The organism is Enterocloster lavalensis (assembly GCF_046603895.1).
Taxonomy (GTDB): Bacteria; Bacillota; Clostridia; order Lachnospirales; family Lachnospiraceae; genus Enterocloster; species Enterocloster lavalensis.
In genome coordinates this window covers 1,461,532-1,478,435 of the sequence record NZ_CP176637.1, presented here as the reverse complement: position 1 = coordinate 1,478,435, position 16,904 = coordinate 1,461,532, and the positions used below count along the sequence as shown (strand labels likewise).

The 16,904-nt window shown below is 56.7% G+C and carries 21 protein-coding genes and 1 tRNA gene; 18 read left to right on the top strand and 4 right to left on the bottom strand.

The genetic code is table 11. The features are described 5' to 3' along the window. Positions 1 to 210: 210 nt before the first annotated feature. From ispF to ACK2JC_RS06465, 8 genes are all read left to right on the top strand, one after another. On the top strand, positions 211 to 768 hold the full coding sequence (gene ispF, locus ACK2JC_RS06500) for a 2-C-methyl-D-erythritol 2,4-cyclodiphosphate synthase (RefSeq protein ID WP_368272303.1): 558 nt from the start codon (positions 211 to 213) through the stop codon (positions 766 to 768). Between the two features lie 20 nt (positions 769 to 788). Next, positions 789 to 2,198: a cysteine--tRNA ligase gene (gene cysS / locus ACK2JC_RS06495; protein WP_092369804.1), complete on the top strand. Its 1,410-nt coding sequence runs from the start codon at positions 789 to 791 to the stop codon at positions 2,196 to 2,198. Next, positions 2,183 to 2,662 carry a Mini-ribonuclease 3 gene (locus tag ACK2JC_RS06490; protein WP_182481693.1) on the top strand — a complete coding sequence of 160 codons (480 nt, stop codon included), beginning with the start codon at positions 2,183 to 2,185 and terminating at the stop codon, positions 2,660 to 2,662. Before cysS ends, ACK2JC_RS06490 begins: the two co-directional genes overlap by 16 nt. Then, positions 2,659 to 3,399 (top strand): 23S rRNA (guanosine(2251)-2'-O)-methyltransferase RlmB, encoded by a 741-nt coding sequence (rlmB, locus tag ACK2JC_RS06485; RefSeq protein ID WP_092369801.1) that lies wholly within the window; start codon positions 2,659 to 2,661, stop codon positions 3,397 to 3,399. Before ACK2JC_RS06490 ends, rlmB begins: the two co-directional genes overlap by 4 nt. 207 nt (positions 3,400 to 3,606) lie before the next feature. Continuing rightward, on the top strand, positions 3,607 to 4,638 hold the full coding sequence (locus ACK2JC_RS06480) for a transglutaminase-like domain-containing protein (RefSeq protein WP_320936270.1): 1,032 nt from the start codon (positions 3,607 to 3,609) through the stop codon (positions 4,636 to 4,638). 25 nt (positions 4,639 to 4,663) lie between these two features. Continuing rightward, positions 4,664 to 5,719: a type II secretion system F family protein gene (locus ACK2JC_RS06475; RefSeq protein ID WP_320936271.1), complete on the top strand. Its 1,056-nt coding sequence runs from the start codon at positions 4,664 to 4,666 to the stop codon at positions 5,717 to 5,719. An 11-nt stretch (positions 5,720 to 5,730) separates the two neighbouring features. Continuing rightward, the gene (locus ACK2JC_RS06470) at positions 5,731 to 6,078 is read left to right on the top strand and encodes a hypothetical protein (RefSeq protein WP_107435760.1); all 348 of its coding nucleotides are present in this window, start codon (positions 5,731 to 5,733) and stop codon (positions 6,076 to 6,078) included. Continuing rightward, a complete protein-coding gene (locus ACK2JC_RS06465; RefSeq protein ID WP_368272304.1) occupies positions 6,075 to 6,563 on the top strand; it encodes a DUF4860 domain-containing protein in 489 nt (162 codons plus the stop codon). Before ACK2JC_RS06470 ends, ACK2JC_RS06465 begins: the two co-directional genes overlap by 4 nt. Before the next feature lie 95 nt (positions 6,564 to 6,658). On the opposite strand, the gene ACK2JC_RS06460 is transcribed toward ACK2JC_RS06465, so the two are convergent. After that, positions 6,659 to 7,864 carry an IS110 family transposase gene (locus ACK2JC_RS06460; RefSeq protein ID WP_368282939.1) on the bottom strand — a complete coding sequence of 402 codons (1,206 nt, stop codon included), beginning with the start codon at positions 7,862 to 7,864 and terminating at the stop codon, positions 6,659 to 6,661. 306 nt (positions 7,865 to 8,170) lie between these two features. Here ACK2JC_RS06460 and ACK2JC_RS06455 point away from each other — a divergent pair, with 306 nt between their 5' ends. The 4 genes from ACK2JC_RS06455 to ACK2JC_RS06440 all read left to right on the top strand — a co-directional run bounded on the left by ACK2JC_RS06455 (position 8,171) and on the right by ACK2JC_RS06440 (position 11,444). Beyond that, positions 8,171 to 8,701, top strand: coding sequence for a hypothetical protein (locus ACK2JC_RS06455; RefSeq protein ID WP_320937119.1), 531 nt, complete (start codon positions 8,171 to 8,173; stop codon positions 8,699 to 8,701). 24 nt (positions 8,702 to 8,725) lie between these two features. Next, entirely contained in the window at positions 8,726 to 9,202 is a 477-nt protein-coding gene (locus tag ACK2JC_RS06450; RefSeq protein WP_227168353.1) for a hypothetical protein, read from the top strand. Positions 9,203 to 9,294: 92 nt separating this feature from the next. After that, a complete protein-coding gene (locus tag ACK2JC_RS06445; RefSeq protein ID WP_320937118.1) occupies positions 9,295 to 10,356 on the top strand; it encodes a PilT/PilU family type 4a pilus ATPase in 1,062 nt (353 codons plus the stop codon). 143 nt (positions 10,357 to 10,499) lie between these two features. Next, the gene (locus ACK2JC_RS06440) at positions 10,500 to 11,444 is read left to right on the top strand and encodes an L-lactate dehydrogenase (protein ID WP_320937117.1); all 945 of its coding nucleotides are present in this window, start codon (positions 10,500 to 10,502) and stop codon (positions 11,442 to 11,444) included. Between the two features lie 69 nt (positions 11,445 to 11,513). Here ACK2JC_RS06440 and ACK2JC_RS06435 read toward each other — a convergent pair whose 3' ends face one another. Then, positions 11,514 to 12,221 (bottom strand): DUF4397 domain-containing protein, encoded by a 708-nt coding sequence (locus tag ACK2JC_RS06435; protein ID WP_166434593.1) that lies wholly within the window; start codon positions 12,219 to 12,221, stop codon positions 11,514 to 11,516. A gap of 174 nt (positions 12,222 to 12,395) precedes the next feature. Next, positions 12,396 to 12,653, bottom strand: a complete 258-nt coding sequence (locus ACK2JC_RS06430; protein WP_107435756.1) for a helix-turn-helix domain-containing protein — start codon at positions 12,651 to 12,653, stop codon at positions 12,396 to 12,398. A gap of 109 nt (positions 12,654 to 12,762) precedes the next feature. Here ACK2JC_RS06430 and ACK2JC_RS06425 point away from each other — a divergent pair, with 109 nt between their 5' ends. Beyond that, positions 12,763 to 13,098: a hypothetical protein gene (locus ACK2JC_RS06425; protein WP_007709036.1), complete on the top strand. Its 336-nt coding sequence runs from the start codon at positions 12,763 to 12,765 to the stop codon at positions 13,096 to 13,098. A gap of 48 nt (positions 13,099 to 13,146) precedes the next feature. Here ACK2JC_RS06425 and ACK2JC_RS06420 read toward each other — a convergent pair. Next, positions 13,147 to 13,219 (bottom strand) — tRNA-Thr (locus ACK2JC_RS06420). Between the two features lie 234 nt (positions 13,220 to 13,453). Between ACK2JC_RS06420 and ACK2JC_RS06415 the strand changes: the two genes are divergently transcribed. The 5 genes from ACK2JC_RS06415 (at position 13,454) to ACK2JC_RS06395 (ending at position 16,874) form a co-directional block, all read left to right on the top strand. Beyond that, positions 13,454 to 14,107: a Crp/Fnr family transcriptional regulator gene (locus ACK2JC_RS06415; RefSeq protein ID WP_107435755.1), complete on the top strand. Its 654-nt coding sequence runs from the start codon at positions 13,454 to 13,456 to the stop codon at positions 14,105 to 14,107. Continuing rightward, positions 14,100 to 14,768 (top strand): Crp/Fnr family transcriptional regulator, encoded by a 669-nt coding sequence (locus tag ACK2JC_RS06410; RefSeq protein ID WP_107435754.1) that lies wholly within the window; start codon positions 14,100 to 14,102, stop codon positions 14,766 to 14,768. The genes ACK2JC_RS06415 and ACK2JC_RS06410 overlap by 8 nt, the downstream gene beginning before the upstream one ends. A gap of 165 nt (positions 14,769 to 14,933) precedes the next feature. Beyond that, entirely contained in the window at positions 14,934 to 15,611 is a 678-nt protein-coding gene (locus tag ACK2JC_RS06405) for a hypothetical protein (RefSeq protein WP_320937116.1), read from the top strand. A 33-nt stretch (positions 15,612 to 15,644) separates the two neighbouring features. Further along, entirely contained in the window at positions 15,645 to 16,127 is a 483-nt protein-coding gene (locus ACK2JC_RS06400) for a nucleoside recognition domain-containing protein (RefSeq protein ID WP_024737138.1), read from the top strand. A 21-nt stretch (positions 16,128 to 16,148) separates the two neighbouring features. Then, entirely contained in the window at positions 16,149 to 16,874 is a 726-nt protein-coding gene (locus tag ACK2JC_RS06395; protein WP_107435752.1) for an L-2-amino-thiazoline-4-carboxylic acid hydrolase, read from the top strand. Positions 16,875 to 16,904: the final 30 nt, after the last annotated feature.

Here is a 16,904-nt window from a genome sequence, read left to right as displayed (position 1 = left end):
GGGGCCGGCGCCGGGACAGGGAGATGTTCCGGCGGGGCGCCCGTTGTCTGATTGTATGCAATGGTCTGCGGGCGCTTACGGAACGGAATGGGACGTTTGCGCGGCCGGCGGGCCGGTACAATCCATACGGCGGATACAGAACCGGCCCTGGCCGGTGAAACGAACACGGCAGAATATGATTGATCAGAATGGAAAGGAATCGGACAGATTATGAGAATTGGACAAGGATACGACGTACACCGCATGGTGGGGGAGCGCAGGCTGATCCTGGGAGGCGTGGAGATTCCCTATGAGAAGGGGCTTTTGGGCCACTCGGACGCGGACGTGCTGGTCCACGCGGTGATGGACGCGCTTTTGGGGGCCGCGGCCCTTGGGGACATCGGGCAGCATTTTCCCGACACGGACCCGGCATATAAAGGGATTTCCAGCATAGAACTGTTAAAGCACGTGGGAGCGCTGCTGGAGGAAAAAGGATATGTGGTGGAGAACATCGACGCCACCATTATCGCCCAGCGGCCCAAGCTGGCGGCCTACCGCCCGCAGATGGCGAAGAATATCGCAGAGGCCCTGCATTTGGACACGGGACGGGTCAGCGTGAAGGCTACCACCGAGGAGGGACTGGGCTTTACGGGCAGCGGCGAGGGCATTGCGTCACAGGCAATTACCTTATTGACGGAAGTGGCTGATTACTGCTATGATAATAGAATGATTCAAACCGGCTGCGGCGGCTGTGGCGGCTGCCAGAAGAACGACGGGGCGGAAATGTAAAAACCGAGGAGAGTAAGAGTATGAAAATATTTAACACGCTGAGCAGAAGGAAAGAAGAGTTTGTTCCGTTGACTCCGGGGGTTGTGAAGATGTACGTGTGCGGACCCACGGTGTACAATTTCATCCACATTGGAAACGCCAGGCCCATGATCGTGTTTGACACCGTGCGCCGCTATTTTGAGTACAAGGGTTACGAGGTTCAGTACGTGTCCAATTTCACGGACGTGGACGACAAGATCATTAAGAAGGCCATCGAGGAGGGCGTGGACGCGGATACCATTTCCAAGCGCTATATCGAGGAGTGCAAGAAGGACATGGCTTCCATGAATGTAAAGCCCGCCACCGTCCATCCCCTGGCCACGGAGGAGATCTGCGGCATGCTGGACATGATCGGGACCCTGATTGAGAAGGGCCACGCCTACGCGGCGGCCGACGGCACCGTGTATTTCCGCACCGGTTCCTTTAAGGAATACGGCAAGCTGTCCCACAAGAACCTGGAGGACCTTCAGTCCGGTTTCCGCGAGATCAAGGTCACCGGCGAGGAGGGCAAGGAGGACCCGGCGGATTTCGTGCTGTGGAAGCCGAAAAAGGACGGGGAACCCTTCTGGGAGTCTCCCTGGTGCCAGGGCCGTCCGGGCTGGCACATCGAGTGCTCGGTGATGTCCAAGAAATATCTGGGAGAACAGATCGACATCCACGCAGGCGGCGAGGACCTGATTTTCCCACACCACGAGAACGAGATCGCCCAGAGCGAATCCGCCAACGATAAGCCCTTTGCCACCTACTGGATGCACAATGCATTTTTGAATATCGACAACCGGAAAATGTCCAAATCCCTGGGCAATTTCTTTACCGTGCGGGAGATCGGGGAGAAGTACGATCTCCAGGTGCTGCGTTTCTTTATGCTCAGCGCCCACTACCGCAGCCCCTTGAATTTCAGCGCGGATCTGATGGAGGCCTCCAAGAACGGCCTGGAGCGCATCATCACCTGCATGGAGAAGCTGCGGGATCTGGAAAGCAAAGCAAGCGGCAACGCGGAAACCTGCGATGAGCAGAACAGCATGGCTCAGGCCGACGCCCTGCGCGGGAAATACGAGGCCGCCATGGACGACGATTTCAACACCGCCGACGCCATTTCCGCTGTATTTGAGCTGGTGAAGCTGGCCAACTCCACGGCGGATGCGGACAGCACCGCACGCTATGTCTCCTATTTAAAGGATATGATCCAGGAGCTGTGCGACGTGTTGGGCATCATCACTGAGCGCAAGGCCGAGACCCTGGACTCCCAGGTGGAGGAGCTGATCGCCGCCAGACAGCAGGCGCGCAAGGAGAAGAACTTCGCCCTGGCCGACGAGATCCGCGGGAAACTGCTGGATATGGGAATCGTGCTGGAGGACACCAGAGAGGGCGTAAAGTGGAAGAGAGTGTAACATTTTCGGATTTTCTGGAGTATTATAAGAAAAGCATGGGGCTGGAGCCGGTGGACGTGCGGACTTACTCGCCGCTGGTTCTGGCCTACATCGGGGACGCGGTGTACGAGCTGATGATCCGCTCCAAGGTGATCAACCACGGCAGCATGCAGGTGAACAAGATGCACAAGCACAGCGCCGCCCTGGTGAAAGCCTCGGCCCAGGCCCAGTTGATAAAGGCCCTGCAGGAGGAGCTGACGGAGGAGGAACTGGCGGCTTACAAACGGGGCCGCAACGCCAAATCCGCCACTATGGCGAAACACGCCACCATGATCGATTACCGCATGGCCACGGGCCTGGAGGCTCTTGTGGGCTGGCTGTTCCTCACGGAGCAGTACGCCAGGCTGGTGGAGCTTGTGAGCCGCGGTCTGGTTAAGGCCGGGCTTTTGGAGCCGTGGGATGAAAAAGGAGAAACAGAAGGATGAGATACGAAGAATTGACCATAGAGGGCCGCAACGCGGTGCTGGAGGCCTACCGCGCCGGAAAGACCATTGACAAGCTGTTCGTGCTGGACGGCTGCCAGGACGGCCCGGTGCGCACCATTGTGCGGGAGGCGAAAAAGCACGACACCATCGTGAATTTTGTGGCAAAAGAGCGCCTGGACCAGATATCGGAGACCGGCAAGCACCAGGGCGTGATCGCCTACGCGGCGGCCTACGAGTACGCCGAGGTGGAGGATCTGTTAAAGCTGGCCGAGGAGAAGGGCGAACCGCCGTTTCTGATTCTGCTGGACGGCATCGAGGATCCCCACAACCTGGGCGCGATTATCCGCACCGCCAACCTGGCCGGAGCGCACGGGGTGATCATCCCCAAGCGCAGGGCCGTGGGCCTGACCGCCACGGTGGCCAAGACCTCGGCCGGTGCCCTGAACTACACCCCGGTGGCCAAGGTCACCAACCTGACCGCCACCATGGAGGACTTGAAGAAAAAGGGAATGTGGTTTGTGTGCGCGGACATGGGCGGCGAACTCATGTACCGCCTGAACTTAAAAGGCCCCATCGGCCTGGTGGTAGGAAATGAAGGCGAAGGCGTCGGCAAGCTGGTGAAAGAGCACTGCGACATGGTCGCCTCCATTCCGATGAAGGGGGATATTGATTCGTTGAATGCATCGGTCGCGGCGGGCGTTCTGGCTTATGAGATCGTGAGACAACGTTTGTCCTAGGGGGTACCCTTTGTCCTAAGGGGTACCAGGCAAAGCCTGGTGGATTCCTTAGGACGGCCAGCGAATTCCAGCAATCTCAACATCAGGGGTACCAGGCAAAGCCCGCTGGATTCCTTAGTACGGCCAGCGAACCCCAGCAATAGGTAACCTCACCCCCATTTTCCCCCCAACTACCTCTCCAACCCTCAGTAAAGGAGCAATGGTTTTATGAAGAAAAAAGCCATTTTAATACCCATAACCGCCCTCGCGCTTGCCGCCGGTTCCACCGGCTGCAGCGCGGGTACCGTCCCGGGCGCCGGCGCCGCCGTGGAGTCATCCGCTGCCCCATCCCCCGCGGGGTCACCCCTCGCCGATCCCCAGCCTCTCGCGGATGCCGTCCAGCCCATCGTCATCGAGGACCAGGCGGTTCCGCTCTACAGCAAGCCGGCGGGCAGCTATGTGCGCACGCCCATCGCCTCCGGTACCGTGACCTACGAGAACAACCTGGCGCTGTTAGACGCCTCCAACATGGGCGAGGGCTACATTATGCTCAAATACCTGGGCAGCAACCCCAAGATCAAGGTGCAGATCACCAAGAGCGGGTCCACCACCTATACATACGATCTGAACAACAGCGGCGTGTACGAGGTGTTTCCATTGTCCGAGGGCAGCGGCTCCTACCAGGTGAAGGTCTTTGAAAATGTCTCGGGCAACCAGTATTCCCAGGCCTTCAGCCAGGATGTAAACGCCAACATCACCAACGAGTTCGGTCCGTTCCTGTACCCCAACCAGTACGTGAACTTCAACGCGGCCAGCGCCGCGGTTCAAACCGGAGCAGCGGTCTGCGCCGGGTCCGCTGATCAGGTGGCCGTGGTTGCGGACATCTACAACTATGTGATCACCAACATCACCTACGACACGGCCAAGGCGGCCTCCGTCCAGTCCGGCTACCTGCCCAACGTGGACGTGGTGCTGGCCCAGAAAAAGGGAATCTGCTTCGACTACGCGGCCCTGATGACAGCCATGCTGCGCTCCCAGGATATTCCCACCAAGCTGGTGGTGGGCTACACCGGGAACCTGTACCACGCCTGGATCAACGTGTATCTGGACGGACAGGGCTGGGTGGACAATGTGATCTATTTCGACGGCCACGACTGGAAGCTCATGGACCCCACCTTTGCATCAAACGGGAACCAGAGCGAGGAGATCATGAAGTACATCGGCAATGGCTCCAACTATCAGGGCAAGTACAGTTATTGACGATCAGGAGGACATCGGGGCGAGTATGAAAAAGCCAGAAAAACCTTACCAATATTCCTATCAGGAGCTGTCGGCCTTCTGCCTGCAGATTGGCCTTCTGCTGGAGGCAGCCGTGCCTCTGGACGAGGGCCTGGCCATTATGGCCGAGGACGCGGGCTGCGAGGACGAGAAACAGCTTTTACTCTACATGGCCGAGGGCGCGGAGCTGGGAGACCCGTTCTTCAAAGTGCTGGAGGACGCGGGTACATTTCCCCTCTATGTGGTGCGCATGGCCAAATTGGGCCAGCAGTCCGGCACCCTGGACCAGATGATGAAGTCCCTTTCAGACTACTATGAGAAGGAGTACCGGCTGCTGGTCAATGTGAAGAACGCGCTGACCTACCCCATCATGATGGTAGTTATGCTGCTGGTGGTGCTGTTCGTGCTGTTCTCGAAGGTGATGCCAGTCTTTGACCAGGTATACGAGCAGCTGGGCGCGAAAATGTCCCCGGCGGCCAGGTCGGCCATCCGGCTGGGCGGCCTGTTCAGCGGCGTCGCTCTGATCGCGGCCGCGGTGATCGCTCTGGCCGTGTTCGGAATCTGGGCTGCGTCCCGGTTCGGACACCGGATTTCCCTGGTGGACAAGATGGTAAATTATGTAAAATGTCACAGCCGCATCGCCCTTGCCATTGCAAACCGCCGGTTCACCTCCGTGCTGGCGCTCACGTTGAAGAGCGGCATGGAGTTTGAGAAGGGGCTGGAGCTGGCGGGCGAGCTGGTGGACAACGGCAAGGTGGCCGCGCAGATTGAGAAGTGCGGCCGGACTCTGGAGACCGGAGCCAGCTATTACCAGGCGATGAAGGATACCGGGCTGTTTTCCGGCTTCTACGTGCAGATGATCAAGGTGGGAAGCCGCAGTGGCCGTCTGGACGCGGTGATGGAGGAGATATCCGAGGACTTCGAGCAGGCGGCGGACCAGTCCATGGACAACATGCTGGCCCGGTTTGAGCCCACCATTGTGGCGGTGCTGGCCGTCTCCGTGGGCCTGGTGCTCCTGTCGGTGATGCTGCCCCTTGTGGGCGTGCTGGCCGCGATCGGATGAGGACGTTATAGATGAGAGTTGACAGAAGAAGCAGACGAAGAAAAAGCCAGACGAAGGGCTACCTGCTATCCGCAGCGGCCCTTCTGCTCCTTGTGGGCGTATTTGCGGTAGGCGCGCTCTCCTTTGCGGGGAAGGCCGGGCAAAAGGGGGAGGAATCCCTGCGCCGGGCGGTGACCAGGGCTTCGGTCCAGTGTTACGCCATCGAGGGGCGCTATCCGCCCAGCGTGGAGTATCTGGAGGAGAATTACGGGGTCCGCATTGACCGGGACCGCTACAATGTATTTTACAACGGCTTCGCATCCAATGTGATGCCGGAGATTGTCATCAATCCCATTGAGGAAGAGGAGGCGCGCAGATGAACCGGACGGCGGCGAGAAGAAGCAACAAAATGAACGTGCTTTTCACCGGCCTGCTGTTCCTGGTGTTCGTCCTGTGCGCCCTTTTTACCGTGCTCATCGGCAGCCGGGTGTACGAGAACATCACGGCGCGCAGCAACCGGAATTTCACCGGAACCACGGCCCTCAGCTACATCGCCAACAAGGTGCGCCAGGGCGACCGGGAGGGCATGGTGGAGGTGCGGGAAATAGACGGCGTGCCGGTGCTGGTCCTGGGCCAGGATCTGAACGATACCCGCTATGAGACCTGGATTTACTATCAGGACGGCTGGGTGAGGGAACTGTTCTCCAACCCGGAGAGCGGCCTGGGGTTGAAGGACGGCCTGGATATTCTGGAGTGCTCGGGACTTCAAGTGTCCCTCTCGGACCGTCTTCTGACCATCCGCACTCTGGGAGAGGGCGGAGGCAGCCTGAGGCTGTATTTGAGCCTGCATATAAAAAGTCAATAGGAAAATGAGAAATTTTCAAGATTTATTGTTGATTAAATTTCAGGTACAACAAATAGACCACCGTTATCCGCTGGTCTGAAAGGATGCGGTATTCTCTATTCTGGAAGAGACATTAGATATTCTTTTACCCTTCCGTAATAGATACGCAGAAACTTATTAGCGCCTGCAGTCATGTAGACATAGTAAGGCTTTCCCTGAGCACGTTTCTTATCAATAAACGCATATACAGGGTCGTCCTGCGGTTTTGTTTTGATGAGACAGTCCATGACCTGAAATAAGGTTTTTCGGAGGGAAGATGAGCCGCGTTTGGAGGTTGGAACGCTTTTTTGTTCATAGGTTCCGGATTCATTGACACCTGGGTCTACACCAGCAAATGCAGTGATAGCGCCCTTGTGGGTAAAGCGTGTGACATCTCCGATTTCAGCCATAAGCTGAGGACCAAGAGACGGGCCAACACCCTTCATCCCCATAACAACGGGATATTCAGGCAGCTTGGCGGCTGTGTCATTCATCAGGGTACGGAGTTCTTCCACGGTTCTGGAAGCAGTGTTTAATTGTTCTATGGACTGTTTCACGATCAGCTTGGTTAGATCATCTTTTGGAAGTATAGGAACAAGCTCCTTTGCGGCCCCATAGATTTCTTCAGCCTTGTCTTTGCTGAAGTTGTACTTCCTGCGTTTGCACCACTTCTGATAATGGTCGACAAATGCATTTAATGAAAGTTTACGAACACAGTCCACATGCCAGTATGTAGTAGCAAAATCAACCCACTTCTGGCTGCCGTCCTCACGGGCAGGGCTATCAAAGTAAGTATTAACACCAGGGTAAGTCTGATCGAGGATACCGATGAGGTTATTCTTCATAGCTGTTTTGTGTTTCATGTAGAAGCCAAACTGACGGTTCATGGTCTTTAATTGATTGCGTAGTTCGTCCATAAGACTATACTGTTTCAATTCCGTCCAACTGTCAAGGGTGTAACGAGCTATTTTTACAGAGTCAGCTTTATCAGATTTTACTTTGCGGAGGGAATGAGCTCCAAAATCTTTAATGAGCTTAGGATTTACGGCAGTTACAAAAAGACCTGCCAGAGAAAGCTCACGAGCCAGTGGTTCGTAGTAACGGCCAGTATGTTCCATAACGATGCGTGATTCACCATCGATTGATCGGATCTGCGCAATTAAGGATTGGATGTTACTGGAAGTGTGCTTGATTTCAAAGGGAGAAGAAACGATTTCTCCATAAGGTCGTAGAATGGCGACCATACTTTTCCCTTTGGAAACATCAATACCAACAGCGTTCATGTTCATAAATTTGTCACTCCTAAAGAATATTGCAATAGATAAGTACCAGTTTTACTCATTGCCTATTCAATCTACTGTGGTGTGACACGAACGTACCAAAGGCAGTTCAACCTGCATAAAACGAACGCTGCAAATGAGGAGCTGGTTATCAGTCTCAAATACGGACGCGAAGTCCAAGAAAGGAAGCCGATATACCGATTGCTCCAACATTGTAACAGCTTAAGCAACAAGATGGATAATTCCTTACTGGCTGTAAGGGATATTAACCATAAATATATTGTAGTAGAAGCGGAGGTGTCTGGGAAAATGAGTGGTAGGCGTGGATCCGGCTCCGGGCCGTTTCTGATGGAAATGATTCTGGTGAGCGGATTTTTTATCATATGCGCGGCCCTGTGCGTGACCGTGTTTGTCAAGGCTGATTCTACCAGCCGCAGGGCCAGGGATATCAACCAGGCGGTGCTGGCGGCGGAGACTCTGGCCGAGGAGATTAAGGCGGGCCAGGTGGAAACACTGGGAGACGGCCTGCCCATGCCGGACCGGGATTTCAGCGGATTTCTGGCCCAATGGGAAAACGACGGGCAGAGAGCGCGCCGGGAGCTGATTTCCCAGGCTGAGGATTTTTACAGCTATGCGCCGGTGTGGGACGAGGACTGGAACCGCTACCCGGACGCCGGGGCGCTGGCGGCGGCCGGAAAAGAGACCGCCTACGCCGCACAGGTGCTCTGCGGCACGGTGGACCACATGCAGATGACGCAGATCGTGATCATGCGCTATGGAGCGCGGGACAAGGGAACGGTGCTGTACGCGTTGAACGCGGATCAGTATATCAAACCATAACAGAGAAAAGGTGGGATTTGACAGATGGCGAGGGAATCGGGCGGAGGAAAAGTGAATATCGGAGCGGCTTCCCTGGTGCTGATCTTTATCGTGCTCTGCCTGGCCACCTTCGGGCTGCTCTCCCTGAGCAGCGCTAAAGGCGACTTGAGTCTGGCGGAGCGACAGGCGGAGGCGGTGAGCGCCTACTATGAGGCGGACAGCAAGGGGCAGGAGTGGGTGCGCCAGGTGGACGCGGTGCTGCAGGAGGAGATGGGACATTCCGACGACTCGTCCTCAGCCAGCGATTCCGTCAAGGCGCGTCTGGGAGACATTTACCATCAGGACGAGGGAATGGTGGTCGCGGACATTCCCATGGAGCGGGGGCAGTCCCTGCGCATTGAGCTGACGCTGGTCTGCGGCGAGGGTATGCGCTATCAGATCCATTCCTGGTACGTGTACGACAGCGGCCAGTATGAGATCGACAATTCGATGCCGGTGTGGGACGGGAGTTCCGGGGCTTAACAGGCGTTTGATCATCCACCCGGCGCTGGTTGCGGTACCGGTATTGGCGCGGGGATATGCAAAATTTGATGTAAAAGGAGCAGACTAGAACCATGAATGTAAAGGAATTGCTGACAACGGCGGTGGAGCAGGATGCGGCGGACATTTTCCTGGTACCCGGCATGCCGTTTTCCTACAAAATCGGCGGCCGGATCATTTACCAGGGCCAGGAAAAGATCATGCCGGAGGAGATGGACCGCATGATCACGCAGATTTACGAGCTGGCGAAGAACCGCGATATGGCCAAGGTGCGGGAACATGGGGACGACGATTTCTCCTTTGCCATTCCCGGCGTTTCGCGGTTCCGCGCCAATATTTTCCGGCAGAGGGGGTCTCTGGCCGGGATCATCCGAGTGGTGCGTTTTGAGCTGCCCGATCCGGAAGCCCTGCACCTGCCGAAAATGATCATCGACGTGGCCAGGATGACCAAGGGAATGGTGCTGGTGACCGGTCCCGCGGGAAGCGGAAAGAGCACTACCCTGGCCTGCATCATCGACGAGATCAACCGGACGAGAAACGCCCATGTGATTACCCTGGAGGACCCCATCGAGTATCTTCACCGGCATAAAATGAGCGTTGTGACCCAGCGCGAGATCGTCACGGACACGGACAGCTATCTGACCGGCCTGCGCGCTTCCCTGCGCCAGGCGCCGGACGTGATCCTTCTGGGGGAGATGCGGGACCATGAGACCATCAGCACGGCTATGACGGCGGCGGAGACGGGCCATCTGATCCTGTCCACCCTGCACACCATCGGCGCGGCCAACACCATCGACCGCGTGATCGACGCATTTCCGCCCAGCCAGCAGCAGCAGATCCGCACCCAGCTCTCCATGGTGCTGGACGCGGTGATCTCCCAGCAGCTGATCCCCACCCTGGACGGCGGCGTGCAGCCTGCGTTTGAGGTGATGTTTTTGAACAACGCCATCCGCAACATGATCCGGGAATCCAAGATTCACCAGATCGACGGCGTGATCGCCACCTCCCAGGGCGAGGGTATGATTTCCATGGACAACAGCATCATCAGCCTGTACCGTAAGGGCGCTATTTCCCGCGAAAACGCCATCGCCTACAGCAGCAACAGCGAGCTGATGGCGAAAAAGCTGGACCGTTAGACGCTAAAACTTATGGCCCGGCGCGCCGGGGCTGCATATAATGAGGAGAAATGGAGCAACCTGAACACTGTAAGCATCGGGGAGCGTAAATGCGGGCAAACGGCCCGGGATCTGAGCCGCTTCCTGGGAAAGTGAGTGGAAGAATGAGAGTAGACAAGCGGAAAGTGGTAATCGTGGGCACCGGTATGGTAGGTATGAGCTACGCCTACAGTCTGTTGAACCAGTCGGTTTGCGACGAGCTGGTGCTGATCGACGTGAACAAGACGCGGGCAATCGGGGAAGCCATGGACTTGAACCACGGCCTGGCCTTCGCCAACGCCAGCATGACGATCTACGCGGGGGAGTACAGCGACTGCGCGGATGCGGACATCGTGGTGATCTGCGCCGGAGTGGCCCAGAAGCCGGGGGAGACCCGTCTGGACCTGTTGAAGCGCAACGCGCAGGTGTTCCGCTCCATCATCGATCCGGTAACCTCATCAGGCTTTAACGGGATATTCCTGGTGGCAACCAACCCGGTGGATATCATGACCAGGATCACCTGCGTGCTGTCCGGGTTTAACCCCAGGCGGGTGCTGGGCAGCGGTACGGCCCTGGACACGGCGCGCCTGCGTTATCTCCTGGGCGAATACCTGAAGGTGGATCCCAGAAACGTGCACGCCTACGTCATGGGCGAGCATGGCGATTCAGAGTTTGCGCCCTGGAGCCAGGCGCTGTTGGCTACCAAGCCCATACTGGAGCTGTGCGGCGAGAACGACGCGGTCTGCCGGGAACGCCTGGATCAGATCGAGGAGGAGGTGCGCACCGCGGCCTACAAGATCATAGAGGCCAAGAACGCCACCTACTACGGCATCGGTATGGCCTTAACCCGGATCACCAAGGCGATTCTGGGAGACGAGCACAGCGTGCTCACCGTTTCGGCCATGCTGCGCGGCGATTTCGGCCAGCGAGATGTGTTTGTGGGCGCGCCCTGCATCATCAATCAGAACGGCATCCAGAAGGTATTACCCCTGTCCCTGACCGACGAGGAAATGGAGAAAATGAACAAGTCCTGCGACACGCTGCGGGAAAGCTTCGAGGGGATTTTTTAGCAGAGAAGAGCTCCGGACAGGAGCTCTTTTTCTATGGGGAGAAGCGTGGCGGGGGAACGCTGCGGAGGCTTATGCATCCTTTACCGGTATGATGCGGAACCCGTAGGGTGACCAGGTGTTGCCCAGCAGATACAGGGTGTAGCTCTGGCCCGGCTGTACCGTGAGGGAGGCGGTGGCGATGGGGCCGGAGAGCCACTCATAGCCGGAGTCCTCGGTCACATAGAAGCTGTAGGGGCCGGGCGGCAGCGTGCGGTAGGGGGTGGCCGCGCCGAAGGGGATCTGCTGGTGCAGTGGGATTCCGTCGGCGGTGTGGAGCGCAAAGGAGGAGTCCTCCATACTGACGTTCACGGTGCGCAGGCAGGCCTGATCCCTGGTATCCGGCGCACAGGACTGGTCGATAAACTGCAGAAGATCCACGCCCTGACCGGCGGAGTCCACCAGCACTGCGGTGGAGTGGGCGTCCGGTGGGAAAGTGAGCTCCTTCTCCAACAGAAGGGCGTTGGAGGGGGACTCCTGCGTCAGCCTGACGCGGTGGGAACCCGCAGGCACCGCATCATAGTCGGTCAGGCTGGAGAAAATGGAACCTGCGACCCGCGGGACGCGGTCCAGGGCAAGATTGACGGGAAATGGGGTGGATGCGGCGTTTAACAGGCGCGTCAGGCCGGTTCCGGAATAGGGAACGGCCATCCCCGGCATGGCGCCGGTATCATCCAGATAGGCCGCCGGCGTCTCATGGAAAAAGCCGTTGTTCTCATAATCGTTTAACAGATCGGACATTTGAATTCCTTTTAAATGAGCGTTTGTACAGTATATGACAGGGGGCGGCGGGAAAGTCGCGGGGGAGAAAACAAGTTTTGCCCCCAGGCGGCGCACTGCATGAACAATGGCCCTTAGGCTGCGCCGGCCCATCACATTCAAAAAGGGATTGGCCGCCGCCAATCCCCGAAGCAATCACGTTTTGAACTTTTTAAGATTCTTATAGTAGAGCGCCTTGTCGGACTCTTCCTCCACGAATTCGATCAAATCGCCGGCCGTGCATCCGAAAAACGCGCACAATTTGCAGATCAGATTGGCGTCGATTCTCTGAAATTCATCCCGGCAATAGCGGTTGAAGTTGGCCCTTGGGATATCCAGGAAGCTGCACAGAGCATTTTTGCTGATATCCTTTTCCGCCAGCTGTTTCTCTATATTCAAGTGTAAGTATCCCATTTGCGCACCGCCTCTCTGATAAAATTATAGCCAAGAAAAAAATATCTAGTAATTCACTGTATAGTAAGTTACAATATAGTAAGTTATTAAATAGAGAGGTGAGGGTTTTATGTCAAAAGAAGGTTTTCAAAGTCTGATGAGAAAAATGGAGGAATTTGCCCGGGCAAACGACCGGATTTCCGTCCCGGAGCGCAGGCGGGCGGTTATAAGCCTGTACCGGCGGCTGCGGCGCGAGCTTGCGGGCGAAGCCAAAACCGGCGTCAGGGAAACAGGGGGTTCCGCCTCCATCCGAATCCTGGCAAAGGACGGGCTGATCGCGTGCGACGAGTCCGACGCGCTGTTGAAGCTGATGGCCATGGCTAATCTGCTTTGTGTCAAACGGGTTGGAAATCAGATTCAGATGGATCTGTGGTTTCGCTGCTGGGAGTGGAAAAAGAGAACATAGACGGTGATAGACACAAAAAAACCCTTGAGCAATCAAGGGTTTTTTAAAAGCTGCTGACGGGAATCGGACCCGTGACCTCCGCACTACCAATGCGACGCTCTACCGACTGAGCCACAGCAGCTTGTTTCATTTGGTCGCTCTCGCGAACCTTGTATATATTATCATGGAGAATCAGATTTGTCAACAGCATTTTAAAATATTTTTTAAATCCACCGGAACGGTGTCCGGTTCAGCCAGGGGGGATTAAGAAATAGTTGAAAAAAGTCCGGTCCCCGGGTATGATGAAAGATGACGAAAATCCTGTAAATACAGAGATGAATGACCGGAAAACGGACTGACAGGCGGGGGATAAAGAATGGAAGAACGGTGGAGTTATGTCTGCAATGGCACACTTGAAGGACAGGAAAAATTTGCGCAGCGCTTCCTTGACGAAGCGGCGGTAAGGGAGCAGCCGGCGGGGACCTATCTGTGCCGCCAGGGAGATCCTGCGGCCTGCCTGTATCTGCTTCTGGACGGCGTGGTGGAAAACAGCGTGATACTGGAGGACGGCAGGAAGAAGATCAATATGCTGTACACTGGAATGAGCCTGCTGGGAGTGTCGTGCCTGGACGAGGAGGTCTGCATGGTGAACCTGCGCTGCCTCACCAGGGTGAGAACCGCCAGAGTCCACCGGCAGGCAGTCCGGGCCTGGCCGCCGGAGATGCTGCTGCCGGTGGCAATGTGCCAGACCTACAAGATGCAGGGCGTGTACCGGCAGCTGCGGGAACAGGTGTTTCTGTCTACGGAGGAACACCTATTGAAAATACTGGAGGATTTGGAAGCGTCGGGAGCCCTCTCCGGGGAGTATGGGCTCAAACGGGTGAGCCATCAGCTCCTGGCCGATATGGCGGGACTCTCCAGAGTGCAGGTGTCCAACCTGATCGGCCGTCTGGCGTCCCGGTCTTTACTTTCCCGGACTCAGCTGGAAATGCTCCGGCTGGGCGGACAGGAGGTGAGAACCGATGGATGACGGGCAGTTTACTTATATGACGGCGGACTGGCTTCTGGGCCACGAGAAATTTATTGAGAAATTTCTGCAGACGGCGGAGATCCGTTTCCTGAAAAAGGGCGACATTCTGATCCGGCAGGGAGAGCCGGTGGATTATTTGTACCTGGTTCTGAAGGGATCGGTGGAATCCTACTTCGAGAATGAGAGCGGAAGGCAGAAGATCACCTCCATCTGCCAGCGGGGAGTTCTGGTTGGCCTGACCGGTTTAAACGGCTACATGGAACATCACACGATGCGCTGCCGCACCTCTGCGATTGTGGCGGTGGCGCCCAAGGAGACGGTCTACCAGTGGGACAGCGATATGCTGATGGCTCTGATCCAGATGCAGACGCGGAAAATGAAAACGGCATTTGCCCAGATGATCCACCAGGTGGCCCAGACCATTGAGGGGCGCATTCTGCGCCTGCTTCTGGAGGCGGCCAGCGAGGACGAGGCGAAGGAGTACGAAATTCCGGTGAACATCGTATTTTCCCGCCAGGAGATTGCCAGTATTGTGGGCTCCACCCGGGAGCGGGTGGGACAGGTGCTCAACGAGCTGCAGAATGAGAAGCTCCTTGAGATCGACGGCAGGGATATCTATTTTTACCCCTCTGCGCTGAGGCGGCGGCTGGAACAGCTCTGACGGCGTTTATATATGTTTGAATCCCCTCCGGGCAAAAATGTCCGGCGGGGATTTTTGAAATCCGGCGGAAATGCGAAAAACTTTACAGCTTTTGCCCGGAACATGCAGTATGATTCTTCCAGAAACGCCGGTGAGACGGCAAAATCAAAGGAGGAATCAAGAATCGTGAAGACGAGAGAACAAACGGTCCGGCCCGGGGGAACGGACACACAGCGGCCAGGAATCAGCGGCTTTGTGGCCCTGATTCTGTTTATCATGGTATTTTCGGGGGCACTGAAGGATGTGCCTGTGCTGAAAGCCCTGGATTTCAACAATATGATGGGGGCCTTCGGCGTGGTAAAGGGAGCGGAAGGAAACTTTCAGGGAGTGGGAGGCGTGGGAGCCAAGGACGGCTTCATGGTCGCTTTCGCCCAGCTGCCCCTTCTGATGCTGGCCATGGGGATTGTGGAGCTGGCCACCAAGTACCGGGCGCTTCTGGCTGCCAAGGTATTGTTTACACCCATTCTGAAACCGCTTTTGGGCATACCGGGGACTGCGGGCCTGACGCTGGTATCGTCCCTGAACAGCTCCGACGGCGGTGCGGTGATGACGGCGGACCTCTACGACCGGGGATATCTGACCCAGGACGAACGGACTATTTTTGTGGGATTCCAGTTTGCCGCCTCCGGCATGATCGTGGCGACGGTGACGCTGCTGGCCATGGCGCCCATGCTGGTGGTCTCTCCCATGTTCATCATGGGGATTCTGCTGCTCATGAAATTTGTCAACGGCAATCTGGTCCGTCTGGCGGTGAAGCGCAGGCCCTCGTCGGACGGGGAGAACCGGGACCAGCGCGCTGCGTAACCGATGAGAAGGCAAAACAAGGAGGAATGAATCGTGGAAGCAGAAAATACGGCAAAAAAATCGTTTGTGGAAATCTTTATGGAAGGGGCCTTTAAAGGGTGGAATATGGGAATCCGCTCCATGCTGACCGCCCTGGTTCTGGCCTATGCCCTGATGTATATGTTGAAGGCGTCCGGGGCTATGATTCTGTTGGAGCGGGTGTTCTCGCCGGTGATGGGACTGTTCTCCCTGCCGGGGGTGGCGATCACCGCGCTGGTGGCGGCGCTGATGAGCAAACCTGGCGGCGTGGCCACCGCGGTGGCCCTGTACACCCAGGGGGTGCTGACGGACGTCCAGGTGACGGTTATGTTCCCGGCCCTGGTGCTTATGGGCGGGCTGGTCAGCCAGTACGTGAGAGTGGTGGTGGTCAGCGGCACGGACAAGCGCAGGCATTCGCTTTTGATCGCCAGCACCATCGGCGTGGCGGTGCTGTCGATACCGCTGATGAATATTCTGCTGGGCATCATGCGCCGGTAAAAGGAAAAGGAGGAGCAGCACATGATCGAACGGGAAGCCATAGCGAAACAGTTTTACATTGACGATCACGCGGTGATCTACGGTTTGCTGGCCAGGGCCGCGGACCAGCTGTACGGGGAGCGTGGGATGAAAGCCAGCGCCAGGGCCACGGTTCTTTACGCATCCGAGCGAGGCCGGAGAATGGCAAAGCGGGCGTCCAGGGACGGGTACCCTCTGACGCCTGCCGTATACCGGATTTACACGGAGTGGGCGGACGAGCAGAAGCGGATGAAGGTGGAAACGCTTCAGCTGTCGCCGAATTACCGGATGAACGGCACCTACTGCGTGTGGAATGAGACCTGGAAACAATATCATTTGGAAAAATATGGAGAAATCTATTGCACCTACGTGGACAAGACCATGGTGAAAGCGTTCAATCCCGGGAACGAGCTGATCATTCACAGCGCCCAGTCCCTGGGAGGGCCGGGCTGCGATTTTGAGTGGCCGGGGCTGTGTTATGAAAACGAGGAGGCGCTGAGAGCGGACGGGGCCTTAAAACAATCCAAGCGCCAGGTCGCGGTGAAGGATTTCCTGTACCACTGCGGACACACGGTTTCCGCCATGGGGCGGGGGTATGCGCTGGAGCTGGGGCAGGAGGGATCGGACCGGATCGTGTGCCAGGCCCTGGAAGAATACTGCGCCCTGTTCGGCAGGGAGAAGGCGGAGGCCGTGATCCGGGAATCGGAACTTGATTTTGAGGAAATATAAAATGGAAACGTTGTAAAAAGGGGGAAATGG

Excerpts from the sequence above, each read along its gene's own strand:
- ispF (WP_368272303.1), top strand. The coding sequence starts at position 211 with ATGAGAATTGGACAAGGATACGACGTACACCGCATGGTGGGGGAGCGC.
- cysS (WP_092369804.1), top strand. The coding sequence starts at position 789 with ATGAAAATATTTAACACGCTGAGCAGAAGGAAAGAAGAGTTTGTTCCG.
- rlmB (WP_092369801.1), top strand. The coding sequence starts at position 2,659 with ATGAGATACGAAGAATTGACCATAGAGGGCCGCAACGCGGTGCTGGAG.
- ACK2JC_RS06480 (WP_320936270.1), top strand. The coding sequence starts at position 3,607 with ATGAAGAAAAAAGCCATTTTAATACCCATAACCGCCCTCGCGCTTGCC.
- ACK2JC_RS06475 (WP_320936271.1), top strand. The coding sequence starts at position 4,664 with ATGAAAAAGCCAGAAAAACCTTACCAATATTCCTATCAGGAGCTGTCG.
- ACK2JC_RS06470 (WP_107435760.1), top strand. The coding sequence starts at position 5,731 with ATGAGAGTTGACAGAAGAAGCAGACGAAGAAAAAGCCAGACGAAGGGC.
- ACK2JC_RS06465 (WP_368272304.1), top strand. The coding sequence starts at position 6,075 with ATGAACCGGACGGCGGCGAGAAGAAGCAACAAAATGAACGTGCTTTTC.
- ACK2JC_RS06460 (WP_368282939.1), bottom strand. The coding sequence starts at position 7,864 with ATGAACGCTGTTGGTATTGATGTTTCCAAAGGGAAAAGTATGGTCGCC.
- ACK2JC_RS06455 (WP_320937119.1), top strand. The coding sequence starts at position 8,171 with ATGAGTGGTAGGCGTGGATCCGGCTCCGGGCCGTTTCTGATGGAAATG.
- ACK2JC_RS06450 (WP_227168353.1), top strand. The coding sequence starts at position 8,726 with ATGGCGAGGGAATCGGGCGGAGGAAAAGTGAATATCGGAGCGGCTTCC.
- ACK2JC_RS06445 (WP_320937118.1), top strand. The coding sequence starts at position 9,295 with ATGAATGTAAAGGAATTGCTGACAACGGCGGTGGAGCAGGATGCGGCG.
- ACK2JC_RS06440 (WP_320937117.1), top strand. The coding sequence starts at position 10,500 with ATGAGAGTAGACAAGCGGAAAGTGGTAATCGTGGGCACCGGTATGGTA.
- ACK2JC_RS06435 (WP_166434593.1), bottom strand. The coding sequence starts at position 12,221 with ATGTCCGATCTGTTAAACGATTATGAGAACAACGGCTTTTTCCATGAG.
- ACK2JC_RS06430 (WP_107435756.1), bottom strand. The coding sequence starts at position 12,653 with ATGGGATACTTACACTTGAATATAGAGAAACAGCTGGCGGAAAAGGAT.
- ACK2JC_RS06425 (WP_007709036.1), top strand. The coding sequence starts at position 12,763 with ATGTCAAAAGAAGGTTTTCAAAGTCTGATGAGAAAAATGGAGGAATTT.
- ACK2JC_RS06415 (WP_107435755.1), top strand. The coding sequence starts at position 13,454 with ATGGAAGAACGGTGGAGTTATGTCTGCAATGGCACACTTGAAGGACAG.
- ACK2JC_RS06410 (WP_107435754.1), top strand. The coding sequence starts at position 14,100 with ATGGATGACGGGCAGTTTACTTATATGACGGCGGACTGGCTTCTGGGC.
- ACK2JC_RS06395 (WP_107435752.1), top strand. The coding sequence starts at position 16,149 with ATGATCGAACGGGAAGCCATAGCGAAACAGTTTTACATTGACGATCAC.